The organism is Acidovorax delafieldii, assembly GCF_007993815.1.
GTDB lineage: Bacteria > Pseudomonadota > Gammaproteobacteria > Burkholderiales > Burkholderiaceae_C > Acidovorax > Acidovorax delafieldii.
In genome coordinates this window covers 520167-544177 of the sequence record NZ_VJWE01000012.1, presented here as the reverse complement: position 1 = coordinate 544177, position 24011 = coordinate 520167, and the positions used below count along the sequence as shown (strand labels likewise).

At 64.0% G+C, this 24011-nt stretch carries 19 protein-coding genes; 15 read left to right on the top strand and 4 right to left on the bottom strand.

Annotated features, from left to right (window positions below; all coding sequences use genetic code 11):
* Nucleotides 1–136: 136 nt before the first annotated feature.
* The 10 genes from ATF69_RS11815 to ATF69_RS11770 all read left to right on the top strand — a co-directional run bounded on the left by ATF69_RS11815 (nt 137) and on the right by ATF69_RS11770 (nt 12886).
* Nucleotides 137–595 (top strand): Lrp/AsnC family transcriptional regulator, encoded by a 459-nt coding sequence (locus tag ATF69_RS11815; protein WP_056067700.1) that lies wholly within the window; start codon nt 137–139, stop codon nt 593–595.
* A gap of 253 nt (nt 596–848) precedes the next feature.
* Nucleotides 849–1760, top strand: coding sequence for a LysR family transcriptional regulator (locus tag ATF69_RS11810; RefSeq protein WP_146871062.1), 912 nt, complete (start codon nt 849–851; stop codon nt 1758–1760).
* A gap of 305 nt (nt 1761–2065) precedes the next feature.
* Nucleotides 2066–2860 (top strand): putative hydro-lyase, encoded by a 795-nt coding sequence (locus ATF69_RS11805; RefSeq protein ID WP_146871116.1) that lies wholly within the window; start codon nt 2066–2068, stop codon nt 2858–2860.
* Between the two features lie 25 nt (nt 2861–2885).
* The gene (locus tag ATF69_RS11800; RefSeq protein WP_146871061.1) at nt 2886–3851 is read left to right on the top strand and encodes a TRAP transporter substrate-binding protein; all 966 of its coding nucleotides are present in this window, start codon (nt 2886–2888) and stop codon (nt 3849–3851) included.
* A 111-nt stretch (nt 3852–3962) separates the two neighbouring features.
* Entirely contained in the window at nt 3963–4472 is a 510-nt protein-coding gene (locus ATF69_RS11795; RefSeq protein ID WP_056067705.1) for a TRAP transporter small permease, read from the top strand.
* A gap of 21 nt (nt 4473–4493) precedes the next feature.
* Nucleotides 4494–5792 carry a TRAP transporter large permease gene (locus tag ATF69_RS11790; protein ID WP_208758721.1) on the top strand — a complete coding sequence of 433 codons (1299 nt, stop codon included), beginning with the start codon at nt 4494–4496 and terminating at the stop codon, nt 5790–5792.
* A 42-nt stretch (nt 5793–5834) separates the two neighbouring features.
* Nucleotides 5835–6800, top strand: a complete 966-nt coding sequence (locus ATF69_RS11785; protein ID WP_146871059.1) for a TRAP transporter substrate-binding protein — start codon at nt 5835–5837, stop codon at nt 6798–6800.
* Nucleotides 6801–6831: 31 nt separating this feature from the next.
* Nucleotides 6832–7380 carry a hypothetical protein gene (locus ATF69_RS11780; protein ID WP_146871058.1) on the top strand — a complete coding sequence of 183 codons (549 nt, stop codon included), beginning with the start codon at nt 6832–6834 and terminating at the stop codon, nt 7378–7380.
* 47 nt (nt 7381–7427) lie between these two features.
* Nucleotides 7428–11081 (top strand): hydantoinase B/oxoprolinase family protein, encoded by a 3654-nt coding sequence (locus ATF69_RS11775; RefSeq protein ID WP_208758720.1) that lies wholly within the window; start codon nt 7428–7430, stop codon nt 11079–11081.
* A gap of 131 nt (nt 11082–11212) precedes the next feature.
* On the top strand, nt 11213–12886 hold the full coding sequence (locus ATF69_RS11770; RefSeq protein WP_146871056.1) for a methyl-accepting chemotaxis protein: 1674 nt from the start codon (nt 11213–11215) through the stop codon (nt 12884–12886).
* A 93-nt stretch (nt 12887–12979) separates the two neighbouring features.
* On the opposite strand, the gene ATF69_RS11765 is transcribed toward ATF69_RS11770, so the two are convergent.
* A complete protein-coding gene (locus tag ATF69_RS11765) occupies nt 12980–14680 on the bottom strand; it encodes an electron transfer flavoprotein-ubiquinone oxidoreductase (protein ID WP_099730083.1) in 1701 nt (566 codons plus the stop codon).
* 139 nt (nt 14681–14819) lie between these two features.
* Here ATF69_RS11765 and ATF69_RS11760 point away from each other — a divergent pair, with 139 nt between their 5' ends.
* The 3 genes from ATF69_RS11760 to ATF69_RS11750 all read left to right on the top strand — a co-directional run bounded on the left by ATF69_RS11760 (nt 14820) and on the right by ATF69_RS11750 (nt 19621).
* Nucleotides 14820–15602, top strand: a complete 783-nt coding sequence (locus ATF69_RS11760; RefSeq protein WP_121943065.1) for an SDR family oxidoreductase — start codon at nt 14820–14822, stop codon at nt 15600–15602.
* Nucleotides 15603–15622: 20 nt separating this feature from the next.
* On the top strand, nt 15623–16048 hold the full coding sequence (locus tag ATF69_RS11755) for an acyl-CoA thioesterase (protein WP_146871055.1): 426 nt from the start codon (nt 15623–15625) through the stop codon (nt 16046–16048).
* A gap of 411 nt (nt 16049–16459) precedes the next feature.
* Nucleotides 16460–19621, top strand: coding sequence for an EAL domain-containing protein (locus ATF69_RS11750; protein ID WP_099730085.1), 3162 nt, complete (start codon nt 16460–16462; stop codon nt 19619–19621).
* 87 nt (nt 19622–19708) lie between these two features.
* Here the strand turns inward: ATF69_RS11750 and ATF69_RS11745 are convergent, their stop codons facing one another.
* The 3 genes from ATF69_RS11745 to ATF69_RS11735 are packed head-to-tail and all read right to left on the bottom strand — an operon-like array spanning nt 19709 to nt 21904.
* Nucleotides 19709–20422, bottom strand: a complete 714-nt coding sequence (locus ATF69_RS11745) for a hypothetical protein (protein ID WP_099730086.1) — start codon at nt 20420–20422, stop codon at nt 19709–19711.
* Between the two features lie 8 nt (nt 20423–20430).
* Nucleotides 20431–21012: a peroxidase-related enzyme gene (locus tag ATF69_RS11740; protein WP_015014330.1), complete on the bottom strand. Its 582-nt coding sequence runs from the start codon at nt 21010–21012 to the stop codon at nt 20431–20433.
* Between the two features lie 46 nt (nt 21013–21058).
* Nucleotides 21059–21904 carry an IclR family transcriptional regulator gene (locus ATF69_RS11735; RefSeq protein ID WP_099730087.1) on the bottom strand — a complete coding sequence of 282 codons (846 nt, stop codon included), beginning with the start codon at nt 21902–21904 and terminating at the stop codon, nt 21059–21061.
* 134 nt (nt 21905–22038) lie between these two features.
* Between ATF69_RS11735 and ATF69_RS11730 the strand changes: the two genes are divergently transcribed.
* Both ATF69_RS11730 and ATF69_RS11725 read left to right on the top strand, forming a co-directional pair.
* Entirely contained in the window at nt 22039–23046 is a 1008-nt protein-coding gene (locus ATF69_RS11730; protein ID WP_056067729.1) for a Bug family tripartite tricarboxylate transporter substrate binding protein, read from the top strand.
* 40 nt (nt 23047–23086) lie between these two features.
* Nucleotides 23087–24007, top strand: coding sequence for an amidohydrolase family protein (locus tag ATF69_RS11725; protein ID WP_146871054.1), 921 nt, complete (start codon nt 23087–23089; stop codon nt 24005–24007).
* The last annotated feature ends 4 nt before the right edge of the window (nt 24008–24011 follow it).

Sequence of the window (24011 nt, the reverse complement as noted above, 5' to 3'; positions counted from 1 at the left end):
GTGCGCTCCGGTAAGAGCGCCTTGATGGAAGAAGTATGCGCCGGGTGTTGCAGATGAATTTGCTGAATTTGGTGCATTCTGCTGGAGATGCAGAATAATTTTCTGCATTTCGTTGGTTTGCTGAATAATAAGGTCGATGGATCGACTGGATAGAAAAATTCTCGCTGTCTTGCAGGCCAACGCTCGCGCCAGCCTGCAAGAGATAGGGCAGGCCGTGGGCTTGAGCCCGTCGCCCTGCTGGGGGCGCATCAAAAAGATGGAAGAGGCCGGTGTCATCCAGGGCTACACGGTGCGCATCAACCCCCAGTCGCTGGACCTGGCCGACACGGTGCTGGTGCAGGTCACGCTCGACAGCCACTCCGACAACACACTCGAAAAGTTTGGCGAGACACTGGCCAGCATTCCCGAAGTGATCGAGGCGCACCTTGTCTCCGGTGACTACGACTACCTGCTGCGCATCGTCGTCAAGGACACCCGCGATTACGAGCGCCTGCTGCGCGAGAAGCTCTACAAGATCAAAGGCATACGGCACAGCCGCTCCAGCTTTGTGCTGCGGACCTTGAAGAAGGCAGACCTGCCCTTGTTCACCGGATAGGCCGGTGGTGTGGCGTGGCAAGACGCCACAGGTTCCTTGCAGAAAACTGGCAACGCACTTTTAGCTAGCGCCCCCACTGCGAGCAGTTCTGCGTTGTGTCCTTGAAATGCGACGGCACAATGGCTTTTACAGCGCGGTGTTTGCCGGAAAAAGGCATGTGGATTCCGACACCGCGCACCATCACAGTGCGCCCGTCTGGGCAGTGCGCAAAGCCGTTGGTACACAGGCACACCCAGCCCTTCCGAAAAACACCATGAACCTGCGTTTTGTCGAAGCCTTTTACTGGGTGGCCTCTCTCAAGAGCGTGACACGCGCCGCCGAGAGGCTTTTCCTGACCCAGTCCGCGATGTCCAGCCGCATCTCCGCACTCGAAGAGGAGCTGGGCGTGCTGTTGCTGGACCGGCGTGACAAGCACTTCAAGCTCACGGTGGCCGGTGCCCGGTTCCTGGTGTATGCCAAGCGCATGCTGGAGCTGCAACGCCAGCTCAAGTCCGAGATGGGATCAGGCGGCCCGTTGGAGGTGTCGATCCGCCTGGGGGCCATCGAATCGGTCTTGCACTCGTGGCTCATTCCGTGGGTGGAACAGCTGCGCAAGGACAACCCACTGCTGGAGCTGGAGCTGACGGTGGAAACCACCCCCGTGTTGCTCGACCAGATCCGCCGCGGCACGCTGGATGCCGTTTTCGCAGCCCTGCCGGCGGCCGCGGATGGCATCCGCAGCCAGGCGGTGACGCCCATGGAGATGGTGTTTGTGGGCAACAGCAAAACGCATCGCAAGCGTCGCTATGCGCTGGAAGACTTTGCAGGCGCTGACATCCTGACTTTCCAGCGTGGCTCGCAACCGCACGTGTCCCTTCTCGATACGCTGCGCCAGGCCCAGGTGGAGCCGCGTTGCGTGCACACCATCTCGTCGATTTCTGCGATGGTGCAGCTGGTGCAGGGCGGCTTTGGTGTGGCCACTTTGCCGCGCCTGGCAGTGCAGCGCCTGCTGGCGTTTCCAGACCTGCGGGCACTGGCTTGCGACACCGCACTGCGGCCGCTGCCCATCCATGTGAGCTACCGCGAAGACCCCTCGTCACCCGCCATGGAGGCCGTGGTGCGGTCGGCGCTGGACTTCATTGAGCAGCAACAGCCCGCGCCAGCCCGCCGCCCTCGCAAGGGCTGAGCCTTTCGTCAAAAAGCTTCGGTGCACCCTGTCGGGTGTGCGCGGCGCATGCCATTTTTTCCTGCAATCCAGGGATTCGTTGATGTCAGGGTTTACCCGTAAATTCCCTCCCAGGGTTTTCCCTTGGCACCAAGTTGGTTCGACTCTCCCCAATGAAGTGCATGGAAAAAATCGATGAGCTGATAGAAATTTTTTGAATTTGCCAGGGGCCATCACCGCCCAACACAATCTGCCCAACGTCATGCAATTGACATTTCTCAATGCAAGGAAAAACGGTGGACTTCGTTCAAGAAAATTCGCTCGCGGTGTTTGGTTACGAAGGTGCCAGCAACCCGATCCATGTCCGTGACACCATCCGCAAGGGCCTGTGGACATCGCATACCAGTGGTCTCGCGGATGGCCATGTCCAGGGCAACGTGGTCATCCTCCCCGAGGTGCTTGCCAGTGACTTCCTCCGGTTCTGTCAACGCAACCCCAAGCCTTGCCCTGTGCTGGCGGTCAGCGAGCCCGGACAGTTCACCTTGCCTTCACTGGGCAAGGGCATCGACATTCGCAGCGATGTGCCGCTATATCGCATCTGGCGTCACGGTGAAATGTCGGAAGAGGTGGCGGACATCGCCAGCCTCTGGCGGCCAGACCTGGTCACTTTCATCCTTGGCTGCTCGTTCTCATTCGAATCCGCGTTGATCGAGGCAGGCATCCGCCTGCGCCACATTGACGAAGGCAAGAACGTGGCGATGTTCCGCACCAATGTGCAAACCGAGCCCGCTGGCCCCTTCGGTGGCCCCATGGTGGTGACGATGCGTCCCATGCCTGCAGCAGATGTGATTCGGGCTGTGCAGGTCACCTCGCGGTTTCCCAATGTGCATGGCGCGCCTGTGCATATCGGTGACCCGGCACTCATCGGCATCGCCGATCTGGCCTATCCCGACTACGGGGATGCCGTGGCGCTGATGCCCGGTGAGATCCCTGTTTTCTGGGCCTGTGGCGTGACACCGCAATCGGCCATCCTCAATGCCCAGCCGGCCTTCTGCATCACCCACGCCCCGGGTTGCATGCTGGTCACCGATCTTCTTAACCACCAACTCGCCAGCTTCTAAGCGGCTTACCCCCAGGAGTCTCCCCATGAAAAAATTTGCACTGTGTATGACGGCTGTCCTCAGCGTGTGTGCGGCCCAGGCCCAGGTCAAGTGGGACCTGCCCACCGGCTACGGTGCCAACAGCTTCCAGACGCAAAACGTGCAGCAGTTCGCCGATGAAGTGGACAAGCTCACTGGCGGCAAGCTCAAGATCACCCTGCACCCCGGTGGTTCGCTGTACAAGGCCAACGAGATCAAGCGTGCGGTGCAGACCGGGCAGGTGCCTTCGGCAGAGTTCATCCTGTCGGGCGCCACCAACGAGAACCCGTTGTTTGGGGTGGACTCCATCCCCTTCCTGGCGACCACCTACGCAGAGTCCAAGCGTCTGTACCTGGCCGCCAAGCCCGCGCAAGAGAAGCTGCTCGCCGCACAGGGCGTGAAGGTGCTGTTCTCGGTGCCATGGCCCGGCCAGTCGCTGTATTCGCTCAAGCCGGTGAGCACGCCCGCAGACTTTGCGGGCACCAAGATGCGCGCCTACAACCCTGCCACCACGCGCATTGCCCAGCTGCTCAAGGCGCAGCCCGTGACGATCCAGCTGTCCGAGCTGGGCCAGGCCCTGGCGACCAACACGGTGCAGAACTTTCTGACATCGAGCGCCAGCGGCGTGGAGTCCAAGCTGTACGAACAGGTCAAGTACTTCTACCCCGTCAGCGCATGGCTGCCGCGCAATGCCACGGTGGTGAACCAGAAGGCCTTTGACGCCCTCGACAAGTCCCTGCAGGACGCCGTGCTCAAAGCCGCAGCTGCCGCCGAAGAACGCGGCTGGGCCACCAGCGAGCGTGTGGACAAGGAATTCATCAAGGAGCTGTCGGCCAAGGGCATGACGGTGGCCGAGCCCAGCGACGGCATCAAGAAGGAGCTGGCGAGCATCGGCGAATCCATGACCGCCGACTGGGTGAAGTCGGCGGGGGCCGAGGGGCAGGCCATCATCGACGCCTACCGCAAGAAGTAGTCGCGTCTGAACGTGTCTGAAGGCCCCCACGGGGCCGGGTAGCGCGCCGCGCGCTACCCCCGCAATCTCGTTACCGATCCCCCTCTTTTTCAAGCGTTACAGGAGTACGCCATGGACAAACTCGTCCGAAATTTCTACAGGCTGCTGATGCTGCTGTCCGGCCTGTCGATGCTGGCTGCGTTCGGCGCAGTCACGCTGGGCGTTTTTGCCCGCGAAGTCATCCATCTCAATATTGACGGACTCGACGCATACGCGGGCTACGCCATTGCTGCCGCCTTGTTCTTTGCGCTGCCCAGCACGCTGCAAAACGGCGATCACATCCGCGTGACGCTCATCTTGGACAGGCTGCCCGCCCGCTGGCGCAGTGCCTTCGAGTGGTTCTGCCTGGTCAGTGCGCTGGTGTTGTCCGTGTACATCGCCTGCTATGCCGTGCGGTCGGTGTGGATCTCCTACATCACCCATGACATCTCGCCGGCAGCCGACGCCTCGCCGCTGTGGATTCCTCAGATCAGCATGGCCATGGGCTGTATTGGTTTTGCGTTGGCGTTTGCCCATGCGCTGGTGCTGCGCTTCCAGGGTGTGGCGTTCATGGCTGTGTCCGAAGCAGCCCGTTCCGAATAACCCGATCCAGGAGAACTCATCATGGACGTCATCATTGCTTTGGGTCTGATCGTGGTGCTGTTCGCAGTGCTCGGATCGGGCCTGTGGATCGGCCTGTCACTGCTGGCAGTGGCCTTGGTCGGCATGGAGTTTTTTACTAACCGCCCGGTGGGCGACAGCATGATGCTGACCATCTGGGGGTCTACCTCCAGCTGGACACTGACGGCTCTGCCGCTGTTTTTGTGGATGGGCGAGATCCTTTTCCGCAGCAAGCTGTCGAGCAGCATGTTCAAGGGCCTGGCGCCCTGGCTGGAGCGCCTACCAGGCCGCCTTTTGCATGTGAATGTGGTGGGCTGCACCATCTTTGCCGCGATCTCGGGCTCGTCGGCCGCTACCTGCGCCACCATCGGCAAGATCACCTTGCCTGAACTCAAGCAGCGCGGCTATCCCGAAGATATCTCCGTGGGCACGCTGGCTGGTGCGGGCACCCTGGGTCTGCTAATTCCGCCGTCGATCATCATGATCGTCTATGGCGTGGCGGCCAACGTTTCGATCTCCAAGCTGTTCCTGGCAGGGGTGATTCCGGGGCTGATGCTGGCTGCTCTGTTCATGGGCTACATCGTCGTGTGGGCCCTGTTCAACAAAGACAAGGTGCCTGCGCCTGACGCGCGCCTCAGCTTTGTGCAAAAGCTGTATGCCTCCCGCCACCTGATTCCGGTCGTGTCGCTCATCGTCGTGGTGCTGGGCGCCATCTACAGCGGCATCGCCACCGCCACCGAAGCTGCCGCGCTGGGTGTGGCCGGGTCGTTGATTCTGGCCAAGATTGAGGGCTCGCTGAACTGGGATCGTTTCAAGGAAGGGCTGGTCGCCGCCTGCCGCGTGTACTGCATGATCGGCCTCATCCTGGCGGGTGCCGCGTTCCTCACGCTGGCCATGGGCTTCATTGGCCTGCCACGGCACCTGGCCGAGTTCATCGGCGCGCTGCACCTGTCGCCCTTTGCGCTGATGCTGCTGCTCATCGTGTTCTTCATTGTGCTGGGCTGCTTCCTGGACGGCATCTCCATGGTGGTGCTGACCATCGCAGTGCTGCTGCCCACGGTGGAAGCTGCAGGCTTTGACCTGGTGTGGTTCGGCATCTTCATCGTGCTGGTGGTCGAGATGGCGCAGATCACGCCTCCTGTGGGCTTCAACCTCTTCGTGTTGCAGGGCATGACGCGGCGCGAAGTGACCTGGATCGCACGCACGGCGCTGCCTCTGTTCGCTCTGATGATTGTGGCCGTCGTGATGACGTACTTCGTGCCCGATGTCGTGCTCTGGCTGCCACGCCAGATGCAGGGCTGACCCCCAGCACCCACGCCTGAAACGTCCGCGCAGGAGTTCCCCATGAAAACTTTGGTGTTGTTGGCCGCGCTCGCCGTGGCCCCGGTGCTGCACGCCCAGACCCAGTGGAAGCTGGCCACGGGTTACCGCGCGGAGTCGTTTCATACCCGCAATCTCGTGCAGTTTGCGCAGGATGTGGAGCGTGCCTCGGCAGGCGCTCTGCGCATCGAGGTCCACGCCAACAACGCCTTGTTCAAGCTGAACGATATCCACCAGGCCGTGCAGGAGGGCAAGGCCCAGGCGGGAGAGACCATCATGACCAACCTGGTGCGGGACATCCCCATCGCCGGGGCGGATGCTGTGCCGTTCGTTGTGCGCAGTTATGCGGACGCGCGGCGCATGTGGGACGTGCAGCGCCCTTTGATCGAGTCGCACATGGCCAGCAAGGGGCTCAAGGCGCTGTACGCGGTGCCCTGGCCGCCGCAGGGGTTGTTCTCGATCAACCCCGTGCGCTCGTCCGCCGACTTCAAGGGCACGCGCATGCGCACCTACAACCCCGGGACTGTGCGCATTGCCGAACTGCTGGGCGCCACGCCCGTGGATGTGCCCATGGTGGAAGTCAACCAGGCCCTGTCGGCTGGCAAGCTCGATTCCATGATCACTTCGGCCCTCACGGGGGTCGAGAACCAAGTCTGGGGGCAGATCAAGCAGTACTACGGCATCAACGCCTGGTTTCCCAAGAACATCGTCTTTGTGAACCTGCAGGCTTTTGACGCACTGCCTGCACCCACACGCCAGGAGGTCACCAAGGCTGCCGCCGAGGCAGAGACGCGCGGCTGGGCCATGAGCGCTGCGGTGGCCGAAGAGTCGGTGGCCGAGCTGCAACGCAAGGGCATCAAGGTGGATCGTGCGCCAGCGGATTTTGATGCCGAACTCAAGCGCCTGGGCGAACGGTTCTCGCGCGAGTGGGTGCGCTCGGTGGGCAGCGAGGCCAACCAGATCTTCATCCCGTACTACACGCAGCGCTGACCTTTCCTGCACGCCTTTCAGGAGAAGCACCATGCACACGCCCTCGGACACCATCGAGATGTACCTGCGCGCCAAGGATCTCAATCGCCCGCACCTCATCGCGCAAGCCTTTGCCGGTGGCGCGCTGCTGCAGATGGAGATGCGCCAGGGCGATGGGCAGGCCCTGGCCTGCACCCTGGGCCGCGAGGCCATTGCCGAGACCCTGGTGCGCAACTTTGGCCGCGCTTATGAAAACGCCTACACCTTTTGCCTGACGGAGCCTCCGGCACCGGCCTGCGCCGACTTTCACTGCCTGTGGCTGTCTGCCATGACGGCCAAGGACAACCGCGCCGTGTGTGTGGCAGGCGGCCAGTACCACTGGCGATTTGCTCCCGGCAACCGCCTGGCGCAAGAGCTGCGCATCGTGATCGACACCATGCAGACGCTGCCACCCGCCGACATCTTGCCCGTGATGGCCTGGGCTGCCGCGCTGGCAGGTCCCTGGTGCCCCGTCGAGCGGGCTCTGGCCACCGCGCCCCCCATTCCTGCCGTGTGGCAGGTCATGCAAAGGCTGGCCCCCGCCAGCCTTGCCATCGCCTAGCCACATCGCTACCTCTTTTTCAACTTTCTATTTCGGAGCCACTACACATGACCACCATGACACCCCAAACGCACACCCCACGCTGGCAGTTCTGGATCGACCGGGGCGGCACCTTCACCGACATCGTGGCCAAGCGACCCGATGGCTCGCTGACCACCCACAAATTGTTGTCCGAGAACCCCGAGCAGTACAAGGACGCGGCCGTGGCAGGCATTCGTCACCTGCTGGGCCTGAAGCCTGGCGAGCCCGTGACGCCCGTGCTGGTGGAATGCGTGAAGATGGGCACTACGGTGGCCACCAACGCACTGCTGGAGCGCAAGGGTGAACCCACGCTGCTGGTCACCACACGCGGCTTTCGCGATGCGCTGCGCATTGCCTACCAGAACCGCCCACGCCTGTTTGACCGCCACATCCAGCTGCCCGAGCTGCTTTACACCGAAGTGATCGAGGCCCGCGAACGCATGGGTGCCCATGGCGATGTGTTGCAGAACCTTGACGAAGCCACCCTGCGGGGTGACCTGCTGGCGGCGTACGGGCGCGGGCTGCGCAGCGTGGCCATTGTGTTCATGCACGGCTATCGCTACACGCAACACGAGCAGGCAGCAAAGCGTATTGCCAAGGAGGTCGGCTTCACGCAGATCAGCGCCTCGCATGAAACCAGCCCCATGATGAAGTTCGTGAGCCGGGGCGACACCACGGTGGTGGATGCCTACCTTTCTCCCATCCTGCGCCGCTACGTGGAGCAGGTGGCCAGCGAGATGCCGGGCGTCAAGCTGTTCTTCATGCAGTCCTCCGGTGGTCTTACCGATGCGGGCACCTTCCAGGGCAAGGACGCGATCCTCTCTGGCCCCGCAGGCGGCATTGTGGGCATGGCGCGCACGGCGGGCCTGGCCGGGCATGAAAAGGTCATCGGCTTTGACATGGGTGGCACGTCCACCGATGTGAGCCACTACGCCGGTGCGTTCGAGCGCGAGTTCGAGACCCACGTGGCGGGCGTGCGCATGCGCGCCCCCATGATGAGCATCCACACGGTGGCGGCTGGCGGTGGCTCGGTGCTGGCCTACGACGGTGCCCGTTTTCGCGTCGGCCCTGAGAGCGCAGGCGCCAACCCGGGCCCGGTGAGCTACCGCCGCGGCGGCCCGCTGGCCGTGACCGATGCGAATGTGATGGTGGGCAAGGTGCAGCCCCGTTACTTCCCCAGTGTGTTTGGTCCCGCAGCCAACGAAACGCTGGACGCCGATGCGGTGCGCGCGCGATTTGAAGAAATTGCTGCGCAGACGCAGCGTAGGCCCGAAGAAGTGGCCGAAGGCTTCATCCAGATTGCCGTGCAGCAGATGGCCAACGCCATCAAGAAGATCAGCGTGGCGCGCGGTTATGACGTGACGCGCTACACCCTGCAGTGTTTTGGTGGCGCCGGTGGGCAGCATGCTTGCCTGGTGGCGGATGCGCTGGGCATGTCGCGCGTGTTCGTGCACCCGCTGGCGGGTGTGCTCAGCGCCTATGGCATGGGCCTGGCCGACCAGACCGTGATCCGCGAGCAAGCGGTGGAGATGCCGCTGGCGGCTGAATCTCTGCCCTTGATCGCTGAGCGCCTGGATACGCTGGGTTCTGCCGCGCAGGCCGAGCTGGAGCGCCAGCAGGTCAGCACCAACCCCGTGCAGGTGCGCCACAACGTGCATGTGCGTTACGAGGGCACGGACTCGGCCCTGGTCGTGCCGTTTGGTGACATGGCCAGCATCCAGACGGCCTTTGAGGCCGCCTACCGCCAGCGTTTTGCGTTCCTCATGGCGGGCAAGGGCCTGGTGGTGGAGGCCGTGTCGGTCGAGGCCATGATTGCCGGTGACGCCCCCGCCGAGCCGCGCTTGCCCGTGCACCCGCACCGCAAGCATCCGCAGCGCGAGGTGGTCAAGATGTACTCGGGCGGTGCCTGGCACGATGCGGCCCTGGTGGTGCGCGAGGACCTGCACCCCGGCGACGTGATCCCCGGCCCCGCCATCATTGCCGAGAAGAACACCACCACCGTGGTGGAGCCCGGCTGGTCTGCGCGCCTGACCGACCTGGACCATTTGGTGCTGGACCGCGTGACGGCCCGCAAGGTGCAGTACGCCGCAGGCACCACGGTGGACCCGGTGCTGCTGGAGGTGTTCAACAACCTGTTCATGAACATCGCCGAGCAGATGGGGCTGCAACTGCAGAACACGGCGTATTCGGTCAACATCAAGGAGCGTCTGGACTTCAGCTGTGCGCTGTTCGACGTGGCCGGCAACCTGATCGCCAACGCGCCCCACATGCCCGTGCACCTTGGGTCCATGGGCGAGAGCATCAAGACCGTGATCCGCGAGAACGCGGGCAAGATGCACCCGGGCGACGTGTACATGCTCAACGACCCGTACCACGGCGGCACCCACCTGCCCGATGTGACAGTGATCACCCCGGTGTACGTGGCCGAGGGCAACGAACCCACGTTTTATGTGGGAAGCCGGGGCCACCATGCGGACATTGGCGGCACCACGCCGGGGTCCATGCCACCGTTCTCCACACGCATTGATGAAGAAGGTGTGCAGATCAACAACGTGAAGCTGGTGGATCGGGGCATCTTTCTGGAAGAGGAGGTGCGCACCCTGCTGGCCACGGGCGGCGGCACCACGCCATACCCCAGCCGCAACCCGCAGCAGAACCTGGCCGACCTGCGCGCACAGATCGCGGCGAACGAAAAAGGCGTGCAGGAGCTGTCGAAAATGGTGGACCAGTTTGGCCTGGATGTTGTGCAGGCCTACATGCGCCATGTGCAGGACAACGCCGAAGAGTCGGTGCGCCGTGTGATCACCCAGCTCAAGGACGGCAGCTTCACCCTGCCGCTGGACAACGGCGCGCAGATCAGCGTGTCGGTCAAGGTCAATGTGGCCGAGCGCAGCGCGGTCATCGACTTTGCAGGCACCAGCCCGCAGCAGATCAACAACTTCAACGCCCCGCGCGCCGTGTGCATGGCGGCCGTGCTGTATGTGTTCCGCACGCTGGTGGACGACGACATCCCGCTCAATGCCGGGTGCCTCAAGCCCCTGCAGGTGATCATTCCGCAAGGCTCCATGCTCAACCCCAACCCGCCGGCCTCGGTGGTGGCAGGCAATGTGGAGACCTCCACCTGCATCACGAACGCGCTGTTCGGCGCCCTGGGCGTGATGGCGGGCAGCCAGCCCACCATGAACAACTTCACCTTCGGCAATGCGCAGTACCAGTACTACGAAACCATTGCCGGTGGCAGCGGTGCGGGCGCGGTGCTGGACGCCTCGGGCCGGGCGGTGCGCGGCTTTGACGGCACCAGCGTGGTCCAGACCCACATGACCAACTCGCGCCTGACCGACCCCGAGGTGCTGGAGTTCCGCTTCCCGGTGGTGCTCGACAGCTACGAGATCCAGCGCGGCTCGGGCGGTGCTGGCCGCTGGGCAGGCGGGGACGGCGGTGTGCGGCGCGTGCGTTTCCTGGAGGCGATGACGGCCAGCATCCTGTCCAACGGGCGACTGAACCCGGCCTTTGGCATGGCGGGCGGCCAGCCCGGCAGGCCTGGTGCCAACCGCGTGCTGCGTGCCAACGGCCAGGTGGAGGAGCTGGGCCACATTGGCGCGGCGCTGATGGAGCCCGGCGATGTGTTCGAGATCGCTACCCCCGGCGGTGGCGGCTTTGGCGAATGTGTCACGTCCTGACGTGATGGATTGCTGACCCCCTGTGGGGTCGGCGCTGAGTGCCGGGAATCTGCTGCGGCGCACGGTGCACGTCGCTGGCTCCGCCGGATTCCACCCCCGCACGGTGCGGGAAATGAAACAGGAGAACGCTCATGAACTATTTGCCCGCCACTTCCGGGGCGCCTGGCGGCGCCGCCTTCTCCGCCGCACCGGCCGACGCGGAGTTCCACCGTGCCGTGCCAGACGCTGCCGCTCAGAGCCCTGCAGCTGCGCGGCACCGCCGGACTCTGAGCGTGGGGCAAAAGCTGGCGGCCAGCTTTGGCATCCTGGGCTTTGCGGTGGCGCTGTTGGGGGCCACCACCTGGCTCACAGGGCAGGACACGAGCCGTCAGGCCACGTTGCTGACCACGGAGCAATTGCCCATTGAGCGCACCGTGCGCGACTGGAAAACCCAGTCGGTCTACATCGGCCAGATTGCATTGCGGGCCACGTTGTCGTCCGATGTGTTCCCCCTGGTGGCCGAAATGCGCAATCAGATCGCCGCCGAAGACGCCATGCGCAAGCGCATTGATGAAGCGCTGACCAAGGCGTCTTCCAGCGAGAGCGCGAGGCCGCTGTGGGCACAGGCCCAGGCCGAACGCCAGAAATATGCCGCGCTGCGGGACGCACTGGTGCAAAACGCCCTGGAAGCCAAGATCATCAGCCAGAAAGAGCTGCAGGAGCACGCCGCCGCGTTGACCCAATACCTGCGGTCCATCGACCAGTTGCTTGCAGCGTCCGAACAGTCCTCCCTGAAGGCGGGCGACAGCATGATTGCCGACGCGTCCCGTGCGCAATGGGTCAGCGCCGTGGCCGTGCTGGTGGTGGTGGCGCTGTCGGCGCTGTTTGGCTGGCTGCTGCGGCGCTCCATCGTGCTGCCGCTGCGCCAGGCCTCCGAGGCGGCCGCTGTGGTGGCGCGGGGCGACCTCACAGTGCGTATGCAAACCCAGCGTACCGACGAGATCGGCCAGCTGCTCACGGCGCTGGACAAGATGGTCGAGTCGCTGCACTACGTGGTGACCGAGGTGCGTGACTCGGGCGAATCCATCCATGTGGCCAGCTCCGAAGTAGCAGCGGGCAACACCGACCTGAGCATGCGCACCGAGCACGCCGCCAGCAACCTGCAGCAGACGGCGGCCAGCATTGCCCAGCTGGCGCAGATGGTGGCCGCCAATGCCGACAGCACCCGCCAGGCCAATGCGCTGGCGCTCAACGCCACCGAGGTGGCCAGCAAAGGCGGCGAAGTGGTCAGCCAGGTGGTCAAGACCATGGAGGAGATCAATGCCAGCAGCAAGAAGATTGCCGACATCGTGGGCATCATCGATGGCATTGCGTTCCAGACCAACATCCTCGCGCTCAATGCGGCCGTCGAAGCCGCCCGTGCGGGCGAGCAGGGGCGCGGCTTTGCCGTGGTGGCCAGCGAGGTGCGGGGCCTGGCCGGGCGCAGCGCCAATGCGGCGCGCGAGATCAAGGCGCTGATCTCCACCAGCGTGGACAAGGTGAGTGACGGCGCCCGGCTGGTGGTGACAGCAGGTTCCACGATGGGCGACATCGTACAAAGCGTGGAGCGTGTGACCACGCTGATGTCCGAGATCAACGAGGCCAGCAGCGAGCAGAGCACGCAGATCGGCCAGGTGAGTCAGGCGGTGGACCAGCTCGACCATATGACGCAGCAGAACGCCGCGCTGGTGGAGCAGGGCGCCGCAGCGGCCCAGAGCCTCAAGGACCAGGCCAACCGGCTGGCGGGTGCGATGGGGCAGTTTCAGCTCACACGCGCAGCTGCATGAGGGGTATTGCGCTGCAGATCGGACTGATTTCCATAAAAAAGGGCCTGCAGTGCAGGCCCTTCAAGCGCAAGGTGCTATGAATTTTGACGGTGCTTACATGCCCGCGTAGTTCGGGCCACCGCCGCCTTCCGGCGTGACCCACACGATGTTCTGTGTGGGGTCCTTGATGTCGCAGGTCTTGCAGTGCACGCAGTTTTGCGCGTTGATCTGCAGGCGCTGGGCATCGCCGCCCTTGGTCGTGTCCGGCACAAACTCGTACACACCCGCCGGGCAGTAGCGCGCCTCGGGGCCGGCGTACTTGGCCAGGTTGATATTGACCGGCACGCTCGGGTCCTTGAGCGTGAGGTGGGCGGGCTGGTTTTCTTCGTGGTTGGTGTTGCTGATGAACACGCTGGAGAGGCGGTCAAACGTGAGCTTGCCATCGGGCTTGGGGTAGACAATGGGCTTGCACTCGGCGGCAGGCTTCAGGTACGCGTGGTCGGGCTTGTCGCGGTGCAGCGTCCAGGGGATGTGGCCGCGCAGCACGAATTGCTCAAAGCCGTTCATCAGCGTGGCTGTGGTCAGGCCGTACTTGAACCAGTTCTTGAAGTTGCGGTCCTTGTTCAGCTCGGTATGCAACCAGCTCTTTTCGAAGGCTTCGGGGTAGGCCGTCAGTTCGTCGTGCTGGCGGCCTGCCACCACGGCGTCGTAGGCGGCTTCAGCGGCCAGCATGCCGGTCTTGATGGCGGCGTGGCTGCCCTTGATGCGGCCCACGTTCAGATAGCCCGCGTTGCAGCCCACCAGTGCGCCGCCTGGGAACACGGTCTTGGGCAGGGCGTTGATGCCGCTGGCGTTGATGGCACGTGCGCCGTAGGACAAGCGCTTGGCCGTGATCTCGCCCTTCTCGTTTTCGAAGTAGTAGCGGACGTTGGGGTGCGTCTTCCAGCGCTGGAACTCCTCGAACGGGCTCAGGTAGGGGTTGGCATAACCCAGCCCCGTGACGAAGCCCAGTGCCACCTTGTTGCCCTCCAGGTGGTACAGGAAGGCGCCGCCGTAGGTGTCGTTCTCCATGGGCCAGCCGGCGGTGTGCATCACAAAGCCGGGCTGGTGCTTCTTGGGGTCGATCTCCCACAGTTCCTTCACGCCAATACCGAAGCTCTGCGGGTCGCGGTCCTTGTCGAGGTGGAACTTGGCAATCAGCTGCTTGCCCAGGTGGCCGCGTGCGCCTTCGGCAAAAACGGTGTACTTACCCAGCAGTTCCATGCCGAGTTGGAAGTTCTCGGTGGGCTCGCCATCCTTGCCAACGCCCATGTTGCCGGTGGCCACGCCCTTGACGGAGCCGTTGTCGTTGTAGAGCACTTCAGCGGCCGTAAAGCCGGGGAAGATTTCCACGCCCAGGGCTTCGGCCTGTTCGCCCAGCCACTTGGTCAGGTTGCCCAGGCTGATGATGTAGTTGCCGTGGTTGTGGGCAAACGGCGGCAGGAACATGTTGGGCACGCGAAAGCCCGACTTTTCGCTGAGGAAGATATAGGCGTCGTCGGTGACGGGCTGGTTCAGGGGCGCGCCGCGCTTTTTCCAGTCGGGGATCAGCTCGGTGAGTGCCTTGGGGTCCATGATGGCGCCCGACAGGATGTGTGCACCGGGTTCAGAGCCTTTTTCGAGCACCACCACCGAGACGTCCTGGCCTTTTTCGGCCGCCAGTTGCTTCAGGCGGATCGCAGTGGCAAGGCCGCCAGGGCCGCCGCCAACGACCACCACGTCGTATTCCATGGATTCGCGGGGGCCGTATTGGGCGAGGATTTCTTCGTTGGTCATGGGCTTCTCGTCGGGCGTTTGATAATGGATTATTTTCTACAGAGCGCCGACCGCGCCCTGTCTGTCTGGCGACTGATTGTATTCACGGAATATAGACAATCGAACGACCGTTCTATTTTGATCAGTAGGGAGACTCTAAATGGCATACAGCATCGACTTGTCCGGCCGCGTGGCCTTCATCACGGGCGCCTCCAGCGGCCTGGGCGCGCAGTTTGCCCGCACTCTGGCCCGCGCTGGCGCAGGCGTCGTGCTGGCCAGCCGCCGGGTGGAAAAACTCAAGGAGCTGCGCGCGCGCATCGAAGGCGAGGGCGGTGACGCCCATGTGATCGAGCTGGACGTGACCGACCACGATTCCATCAAGGCCGCCGTGGCCCATGCCGAGACCGAAATGGGGTCCATCGACATTCTGGTGAACAACTCGGGCGTGAGCACCACGCAGCGCATCCAGGACGTGACGCCCGAGGACTATGACTTCATCTTCGACACCAATGTGAAGGGCGCCTTCTTTGTGGCGCAAGAGGTGGGCAAGCGCATGCTGGCCCGCTCCCGCGGTGCAGCGCCGGGCAGCTTCACCGGCGGTCGCATCATCAATATCGCGTCGATGGCGGGCCTCAAGGTGCTGCCGCAGATCGGCGCCTATTGCATGAGCAAGGCCGCCGTGGTGCAGATGACCCGGGCGATGGCCCTGGAGTGGGGCCGGTTCGGCATCAACGTGAATGCGATCTGCCCCGGCTACATCGACACGGAAATCAACCACCACCACTGGCAGACCGAGCAGGGCAAGAAGCTCATGGACATGCTGCCGCGCAAGCGCGTGGGCCAGCCGCAGGACCTGGATGCGCTGCTGGTGATGCTGGCCAGCGACCAGAGCCATTTTGTGAATGGCGCGGTGATCGCAGCCGACGACGGCTTCGCGGTCTGATCCCTGGGGCACGAGCGGGTATGAAGATCGAAATCCCTGAGGTCAAGAAGCTGGTCTTTGAGATGCGGTTCCCGGTGCGCTGGGGCGACATGGATGCGATGGGCCATGTCAACAACACCGTGTACTTCCGGTACCTGGAAACCGCGCGCATTGAGTGGATGGCGTCGGTGGGCTGCAACCCCGACCCGCGCGGACAGGGGCCCGTCATCGTCAATGCGTTCTGCAATTTCTACAAGCAGCTCGAATACCCGGCCGACGTGTTGCTCAAGCTCTACGTGAGCGACCCGGGCCGCACCACGTTCGAGACCTGGGGCACGATGGAGCGCGTGGACCAGCCGGGCGTGATATGCGCAGCGGGCGGAGCTACGACGATCTGGGTGGACTTTCCGCAGCAGAAGGCGGCGCCGCTGCCCGACTGGATGCGGACGCTGGTGACGGCCAGCTGACCGTCCGTCCCGTCACTTGAGCCCTGTGGCGGGGGCTGGTGGCTCATTTTTTGGGCTATTCGGCCGGTAGCGCATGTGATACATGCCTTGATTGCTATTAAAAAGATAGTATTTGGGCGATTTGCACCAGTGGTTTGACGGCACGGTGGAAGGCAAGCCTCTGCCCGCACCCAGCACCCGTGCCACTTCTTCCATCTGCTGGTGGCCCTGCGGTAGCCCGTGAATACGGCCCCACCGGCGCCGAGGCGCGGAGCACTGTGCCCATACCGCCGACCCCATACCGCGCCTTCTCATTCAACCTCCGGTTCTTTTTGTTACCTGTTAGGATGACTTCGGCAACGATAGAAGAAAACGAATAGAGCCGGGGAGGGGATTTCCAACCGCACCGACGTGCTGCTTAGTGCTTTCTGAATGAATTCAACCATCCCAGCAAGCGCGGCTGCCAGCAGCATCAACAAGGTGACCAATCTGGTCATCGCGTCGGTTCTCTTCATGTTTGGCCTGTACGCCTTTGACGAATGGGGGCAGGTCAGGGACCGTGAAGAGGAGCACATGCAGTCCAACCTGGTGCTGCTCACGCGGACGCTGGACACCTTCTTTCTTTCCAAGCGCGCGGGCATGCTCAGCCTGGCTGAGACCATTGCGATCTCACCCGGGGGGATCGACAACCTGGCCCAGGTGCAGCAGTTGTTGGTGGATTACCTCAAATACCGCCCCGAAGTCAGCCAGACCTACGTGAGCGACATGAACGGCCAATTGCTGGCCTCGTCGCACACGCCCAGCCTGCAGGGCCTCCCCAGTCTGGCTGCTCAACCCAGCTTTCAGGACTTTGCGCGCGATGCCCGGGACCTGCGCGATATCTACCTGGGGCGGCCGCAGCGCGATGCGCTGGACAAGGACTGGGTTTTCACCCTGCGCTATGTGCTGCGGGATCAAAATGGCCAGGCGCAGGCCGTGTTGACCGATGTATTCCCTGTGGATTTTCTGGAGTCGCTCTGGAAAGACGCGCCGCTGGTGCAGCAGCTCACCGTGGGCGTGCTGCGTGACGATGGCTATCTGATGACCCGGTTTCCGGTGCCCGCCGCAGTCACCAAGGACGAGGTATACGGCACGCGCCGTGCCGGGGCGTTGATCCGGTATCTCACGCAACAACAGTTTCCGGTGCAAGGGCGGGTAGAAGGGCCCAACGCGCTGCTCAACGGCCAGAACTTCGTGAACCTGTTTCACCGGCTCGACAAGCTTCCGGTGACGGTGTTTGTGGGCCAGTCCGAGCGCCGGTTCTGGCAGGTATGGGCCCGCAGCATCGACACTCCACTGGCGCTGACGGCCCTGCTGCTGACGTTCATCAAGTTTGTGTCGCTGCGCCTGGCGCGCCGCGAGAGCGAAAGTGCGCAGCAAAGGCTGGTGGTGGAACAAGTGCTGCGCGACAGTGAAACCGAGCAGCGGTCGCTCATCGACAACCTGATGACGGGCCTGGTGATCCACGATGCGACGGGTGCGGTGGTGCGGTGCAACGCCGAGGCCAGCAACCTCCTGGGGCTGAGCTTTGAGCAGATGACCGGCAAGCAGCTGATTGACCCGGCCTGGTCCTTCCTGAACGAGGAAGGCCAGACCATGCCGGTGTCTGACTACCCAGCCTCGCGCGTGGTTGCCACCCGCGAACCAGTCAACGGCATCGTGGTGGGCATTGTTCGCTCCAAAGACGCCGACATCTGCTGGGTGCTGTGCCGTGCCGACCCCTGGTTCACGCCGGTGGGAGCGCTCGACAAGATCGTGGTCACCTTTGTCGATATCACCATGCGGCGCAAGCTGACGTCGCAGCTGCAGGACCGCGAACTCAAGTTCCAGGCGCTGTTTGACAACAGCATGGACGCCGTGTTGCTGACCTCACCCGACGGCACCGTGCTGGCCGTGAACCAGGCGGCTTGCCGACTGTTTGACCTGAGCGAGGCACAAATCATCGCCCGGGGGCGCACGGGGCTGGCCGACCCTGCCGACCCCCGGTTGCAGGAGCTGCTGGTACAGCGCCAGCAGAGGGGGCAGGCGGCCGGCCTGCTGACCATGGTCCGGGGCGATGGCAGCCACTTCACCGCCGAGATCAGCTCCAGCATCTATGGGGACAGTGAAGGGCGCCAATACAGCAGCATGATCGTTCGCGACATCACGGAGCGCCTGCGCAGCCAGGCCGAGCTGGAGGCTGCCAATGCGCAGATGCGCCGCATCAACGAGCAGCTGGCCGAGGTGGCGCACTTTGACATGCTGACGCACCTGCCCAACCGCGTTCTGCTCGCCGACCGGCTTCAGCAGGCCATGGCGCACTGTGTGCGTCGCAACAAGTCGCTGGCGGTGGCGTTTCTGGATCTGGATGGCTTCAAGGACATCAACGACCGGTATGGCCATGCGGCGGGCGACGAGTTTCTGGTGGCGATTGCCAAGCGTCTGCGGTCTGCGCTGCGCGATGGCGACACGCTCGCGCGCATTGGTGGGGACGAGTTTGTGGCCGTCATGACCGACCTGACAGCCGAGCAGGACTGCGAGCCCCTGCTGTTGCGGCTGTTGCAGGTAGCGGCCGAGCCGTTGCTGGTAAGCGGGCAATCCCTGCAGGTGTCTGCCAGCATTGGCGTCACCATCTACCCGCAGGATGGTTCCAGTTCGGAGCAGCTCATCCGCCATGCCGACCAGGCCATGTACCTGGCCAAGCAGGCGGGCAAGAATCGGTTCCACCTGTTTGATGTGGCCAGCGATGCAGCCATCCGGATCAAGCGCGAAAGCCTGGAGCAGATTGCCACCGCCATCGCGCAGCGGGAGCTGGTGCTGTACTACCAGCCCCAGGTCAACATGCAGACGGGTGAGGTGGTGGGGATGGAGGCGCTGGTCCGCTGGTTGCATCCGCAGCGGGGCCTGCTGGCCCCGAGCCAGTTCCTGCCGGTGATTGAAGACCACGACATGGCGATTGCGATTGGCGAGCGGGTGCTGGACATGGCCCTGTCGCAAATGGCGCAGTGGCTGGCGGTGGGGCTGCGCATGCCGGTCAGCGTCAACGTGTTCTCCAAGCAGCTCCAGCAAGAGGACTTTGTGCACAAGCTGCGCCTGGCACTGGCCGTGCATCCCTCGGTGCCTTCGTCGGCGCTGGAGCTGGAGATTGTGGAGACCAGCGCGTTGCAGGACATGGCCCAGGTGTCTGGCCTGATGCACGCATGCGCCGAACTGGGCGTGCGGTTTGCTCTGGACGATTTTGGGACCGGTTATTCGTCGCTGACCTACCTGAAAAAGCTGCCTGCAGAGCTGCTCAAGATCGACCAGAGCTTTGTGCGCGACATGCTCGAAGACCGCGACGACCTGGCCATTGTGCAGGGTGTGGTGGGCCTGTCCAAAGCGTTCAACCGCAAGGTGATTGCCGAAGGTGTGGAGACCGTGGACCACGGCCGCACGCTGCTGGCCATGGGCTGTGTGCTGGGCCAGGGCTATGGCATTGCGCGGCCCATGCCCGCGCAGCAGGTACCGGGCTGGCTGGACCAGTGGCGGGCGCAGCAGCCCTGGGTGCGCGAGACCGATGCAGACTTGCCGGACTGAGGTCCTGAGGTCCTGAGGTCCTGAGGTCCTGAGGTCCTGAGGAGCATCGCGCGGGTATCGGTCCGTTGAGTCGCAGTGGGACGACCTTTATCGTGGGGGCAGGGCAACACATTGCGCCAGAGGCATGCCCTGTGCCTCTGAGGCGCCCAGCAGCAAAAGGCGCTGCAGCTCTGGCAAATACCGGATGGCTGTCTGCGGTGCGCTGTAGCCGTTGCTGTTGTTCAGGCGTTCTTGCAGGCGCAGCACAAGACGGCTGGGCAGGTGTTCGATGCTGAGGGTGCGCACGCCCGTGTAGAAGGTGGTGTCTATGGTGCCTTCGGTGCCGAAAAAGCCGCCACCCACGCGCGCCGCGCGGCGCCGGCCCTCGAAGGTCGTGGTGATGCGCAGTTTGTCGTCACGGCTGGTACAGCTCCCCTCGAAGGCCGCAGCGCACTCCATGGGCAGCGGATTCTGTTGCACCAGCACTGCCTGCACGGATGGGGTGTGCAGCAGTGCGGGGGGCACGGGCTCCAGGCGTACGCAATCGGCGGTGGGTACGACCTGCCACGCCGTAGCGCCCGGCGAGTCAGGGATTTGCAGGCGCGAGCCTGCAACACCCGCACCGAGGTAGTAAGTGGGCGCCGCCCCCGTGCTGGACTCTTCGCGGAAGAGCGAGGCGGACCGCAACGGCGACAGCGCGCCAGCGGGCACGGTCACAGTCAAAGGGTGAAGGGGCAGCGTGCCCTCCGGTGGCCCAAACCCTGCGGCCTGTACCGCAGGGGCGGCCAGCACCCAAAGCCAGATCGTTCGTGCGGAGCGCATGGTTTGGATCAGGCCGCAGGCTTGGCCTTGGGCACACGGCCCATCAGATAGAACTCTGGGTTGGGCTGCATGCCCGCAAAGCTGGCCATGCGGTTGGACAGGCCAAAGAATGCCGTGATGGCGGCGATGTCCCAGATGTCCTCGTCATCGAAACCATGGGGGTGCAGGGCCTCGAAATCCGTGTCGTCGATCTCGTGGGCGTTCTGGCACACCTTCATGGCGAAGTCGAGCATGGCCCGCTCCCGGGGGCTGATGTCCGCCTTGCGGTAGTTCACCGCCACCTGGTCGGCGATGAGCGGCTTCTTCTCGTAGATGCGCAGGATCGCGCCATGCGCCACCACGCAATACAGGCACTGATTGGCCGCGCTGGTGGTGGTGACGATCATCTCGCGCTCGCCCTTGGTCAGGCTGCCTTCTTCCTTGAGCATGAGCGCGTCGTGGTACGCAAAGAATGCACGCCATTCCGCTGGTCGGCGGGCAAACGCGAGGAACACGTTGGGGATGAATCCCGCCTTCTCCTGCACTTCAAGAATCCGCGCGCGGATGTCCTCGGGCAGGGTGTTCAGGTCAGGGAAGGGGTAGCGGCTCACGGCAGTCTCCTCGGTTTTTGTGTGGGGTGGATAACGGATGCAAGTATCAGGGATGCCATTGCGTCGCCCGCACGGGGGCATGGGCCGGCGCGGCCGAACTCCCTGCCAGTGCGTAGGACAACTGTGTCGCTGCAGCGACCACGGTGTGTGCCAGCGCTTCGAGCTTTTCGGCGGGCAAACGCGAGGCCGGGCCTGAGATGCACACCGAGCCCATGAGCCGCCAGTGCATGCCAAACACCGGCGCCGACACGGTGGCCACGCCCTGTTCCCGTTCACCAATGGACCAGTGGTAGCCCTTCTTGCGGATCTCTTCATAGGCTTTGCCCGGCTCGCCCGAAAACGCCAGGATCACGCGGCCCGGTGAGCCCTTGTCCAGCGGCAGTCCTTCGCCCATGCGGGCGTGGTGGCGCAGCGCCTGCGGGCCTTCCACCCGCACGAGGCAGGTGCGCACATTGCCTTCACGCACGTAAAACGCAGCGCTTTCGCCCGTGGCAAGGGTCAGTTCACGCAGTGCGGGCTCCAGCACGTTCTGCACGTCAAAGCCTGCCTGGTAGCGCGCACCCAGCCAGCCTGCTGCCGGACCCAGGCGCCAGTCGCCATCTTCGCGCTGCACCATGAACCCGGATTGCGCCAGCGTGCGGGCCAGGCGCAGCACGGTGGTCTTGTGAAGGCTGCAGCGGCGGCTCAGCTCTGCCAGAGACAGGCTGGATTCGCCCAGTGCAAAGGCCTCCAGCACCTGCAGTGCACGTGTCACAGCGATCACGCCGCCGCTGTCCTTGGCCGTCGCGTTGGCTTGCGCATCTGCGCTCTCATCGGCCACCGGGGTGGTGGCGACCGGTGTGGTGGCCTTGCGCGAGGCAGGGCGCACAGGCGAGGAGGGTGGGTTGCTCATGGCGCAATTCGTTTCATTGTGTGCAACTGCATTGTATGGGTTGAAACGCGTGCGTACATTCGCACACCACGGCGCCAGGCCCGAACAGGCCCTTGCAGACCGGCGTGACGAACCACCATAACGGAGACAAATCCATGACCGCTTTTTCATCGCTTTCACGTTCTTTGAGTGCGCGCCTGTGCGCCGCTTTCCTGGGCCTTGCGGCCGTGGCCGTGCCCCACGGCGCTGCGCAGGCTCAGACGGCTTACCCCGCCAAGGCCATCCGCCTGATTGTTCCGTTCCCCCCCGGCGGTGGCACCGACATGATCGCCCGCGCCGTGGCGCAGAAGATGGCCGACCAGAACAAGTGGAGCGTGATCGTGGACAACCGCCCCGGCGCCGGTGGCAACCTGGGGGTGGACGCTGTGGCCAAGGCCGACCCGGACGGCTACACGCTGGTGATGGGGCAGACCAGCAACCTCGCCATCAATCCCACGCTGTACAAGAAGCTGCCCTACGACCCGCTCAAGGACCTGGCGCCGGTGGCGCTGGTGTCGTCCTCGCCCATCGTGATGGCGGTGCCGGTCAACTCGCGCTTCAAGACCTTTGCCGATGTGGTGGCTGCCTCCAAGGGCAAGCCCGATGCCCTGACGCTGGGCTATTCGGGCAACGGCACCGTGGCCCATCTGGCCGGGGAACTGGCAGAGAACGCTGCTGGCATCCAGTTGCGCCACATCCCTTACAAGGGCGCGGCCCAGGCCATGACGGACCTGATGGGCGGGCAGATTGATCTGTACATGTCGTCCGTGCCCACGCTGCTGGGCCATGTGCGCAATGGCAAGCTCAAGGTCATAGCCATCACCTCGGCCCAGCGCTCCGCGCAGCTGCCGGATGTGCCCACGCTGGCGGAGTCCGGGTTCAAGGGCTTTGAGGCCGTGACCTGGTTCGGTGTGCTGGCCCCTGCGGGCACGCCTGCAGCCATCGTGGCGCAGCTGAACAAGGCCATCAACCAGGCCCTCAAGCAACCGGACGTGGCGGACAAGCTGCGCTCCGAAGGCGGCGACATCCTCGGGGGCACGTCCGAGCAGTTTGCGGCACTGCTGCGCACCGAAGTGCCCCGCTGGTCCAAGATCGTGAAGGACTCTGGCGCCAGCCTGGACTGATCGAGCCGCCACGTTCATCCCCCGCTGACTGCCCATCGCCATGACCCGCGATCGCCTTGTCACGCCCGTACCGTTCTCGCTGGGAACGACGGCGCCCAGTACCGCACTGCCTGCGGCGGCGTGCGACTGCCACGTGCATGTGTACGACCAGCGCTTTCCTGCTGCGCCCGGCGCCAGGCTGTTGCCGCCCGATGCGTCGGCCAGTGACTACCGCGCGCTGCAGCAGCGCCTGGGCACCGAGCGCACGGTGCTGGTCACGCCATCCACCTACGGTTCGGACAACCGCTGCATGCTGCAGGGCCTGGCCGCGTTGGGTACGCAGGCCCGGGGCGTGGCCGTGATCGATGGCAGCGAGAGCGATGCCCAGCTGCAGGCCCTGCACGACGCGGGCGTGCGCGGCGTGCGGCTGAACCTGTCGCTGGGCGTCACGGGTTCGGTGGACTCCATCCTGCCCCTTGCCCAGCGCATTGCGCCCTGGGGCTGGCATCTGCAGCTGCTGATGGCGTCCGATGTGCTGGCCACGCTGGGCGATGTGCTGCGCAACGTGCCTGTGCCCCTGGTGTTTGACCACCTGGGCCGCATCGCACCCGAGCAAGCCGGGAAGCACCCAGCCCACGCACTGTTGCTGCAGCTGATGGGCGAGGGCAGGGCCTGGGTCAAGCTCTCGGGCGGCTACATCGTCAGCGCCACCCACGCGGTGGACGACCCGGCGCTTGACGCACTGGCCGTCAGCTACCTGCGTGCGGCGCCTGAGCGCGTGCTGTGGGGCAGCAACTGGCCCCATGCCACTGCCAGCGCTGGCCTGCACCCCGTGCCGGACGACGCATTGCAAATCGACACCCTGGCGCGCTGGTGCGATCAGGCCGGTGCGGATGCCCTGCGCCGCGTGCTGGTCACCAACCCTGCCGCGCTTTACGGCTTCCCGCCGGTCTCGACTTCTTCATCCCCCACCCCTGTCTGAGGGC

What these genes read in the sequence shown, in the direction of transcription:
- ATF69_RS11815 (WP_056067700.1), top strand. Translation starts at nt 137, where the DNA reads ATGGATCGACTGGATAGAAAAATTCTCGCTGTCTTGCAGGCCAACGCT.
- ATF69_RS11810 (WP_146871062.1), top strand. Translation starts at nt 849, where the DNA reads ATGAACCTGCGTTTTGTCGAAGCCTTTTACTGGGTGGCCTCTCTCAAG.
- ATF69_RS11800 (WP_146871061.1), top strand. Translation starts at nt 2,886, where the DNA reads ATGAAAAAATTTGCACTGTGTATGACGGCTGTCCTCAGCGTGTGTGCG.
- ATF69_RS11795 (WP_056067705.1), top strand. Translation starts at nt 3,963, where the DNA reads ATGGACAAACTCGTCCGAAATTTCTACAGGCTGCTGATGCTGCTGTCC.
- ATF69_RS11790 (WP_208758721.1), top strand. Translation starts at nt 4,494, where the DNA reads ATGGACGTCATCATTGCTTTGGGTCTGATCGTGGTGCTGTTCGCAGTG.
- ATF69_RS11785 (WP_146871059.1), top strand. Translation starts at nt 5,835, where the DNA reads ATGAAAACTTTGGTGTTGTTGGCCGCGCTCGCCGTGGCCCCGGTGCTG.
- ATF69_RS11780 (WP_146871058.1), top strand. Translation starts at nt 6,832, where the DNA reads ATGCACACGCCCTCGGACACCATCGAGATGTACCTGCGCGCCAAGGAT.
- ATF69_RS11775 (WP_208758720.1), top strand. Translation starts at nt 7,428, where the DNA reads ATGACCACCATGACACCCCAAACGCACACCCCACGCTGGCAGTTCTGG.
- ATF69_RS11770 (WP_146871056.1), top strand. Translation starts at nt 11,213, where the DNA reads ATGAACTATTTGCCCGCCACTTCCGGGGCGCCTGGCGGCGCCGCCTTC.
- ATF69_RS11765 (WP_099730083.1), bottom strand. Translation starts at nt 14,680, where the DNA reads ATGACCAACGAAGAAATCCTCGCCCAATACGGCCCCCGCGAATCCATG.
- ATF69_RS11760 (WP_121943065.1), top strand. Translation starts at nt 14,820, where the DNA reads ATGGCATACAGCATCGACTTGTCCGGCCGCGTGGCCTTCATCACGGGC.
- ATF69_RS11755 (WP_146871055.1), top strand. Translation starts at nt 15,623, where the DNA reads ATGAAGATCGAAATCCCTGAGGTCAAGAAGCTGGTCTTTGAGATGCGG.
- ATF69_RS11750 (WP_099730085.1), top strand. Translation starts at nt 16,460, where the DNA reads ATGAATTCAACCATCCCAGCAAGCGCGGCTGCCAGCAGCATCAACAAG.
- ATF69_RS11745 (WP_099730086.1), bottom strand. Translation starts at nt 20,422, where the DNA reads ATGCGCTCCGCACGAACGATCTGGCTTTGGGTGCTGGCCGCCCCTGCG.
- ATF69_RS11735 (WP_099730087.1), bottom strand. Translation starts at nt 21,904, where the DNA reads ATGAGCAACCCACCCTCCTCGCCTGTGCGCCCTGCCTCGCGCAAGGCC.
- ATF69_RS11730 (WP_056067729.1), top strand. Translation starts at nt 22,039, where the DNA reads ATGACCGCTTTTTCATCGCTTTCACGTTCTTTGAGTGCGCGCCTGTGC.
- ATF69_RS11725 (WP_146871054.1), top strand. Translation starts at nt 23,087, where the DNA reads ATGACCCGCGATCGCCTTGTCACGCCCGTACCGTTCTCGCTGGGAACG.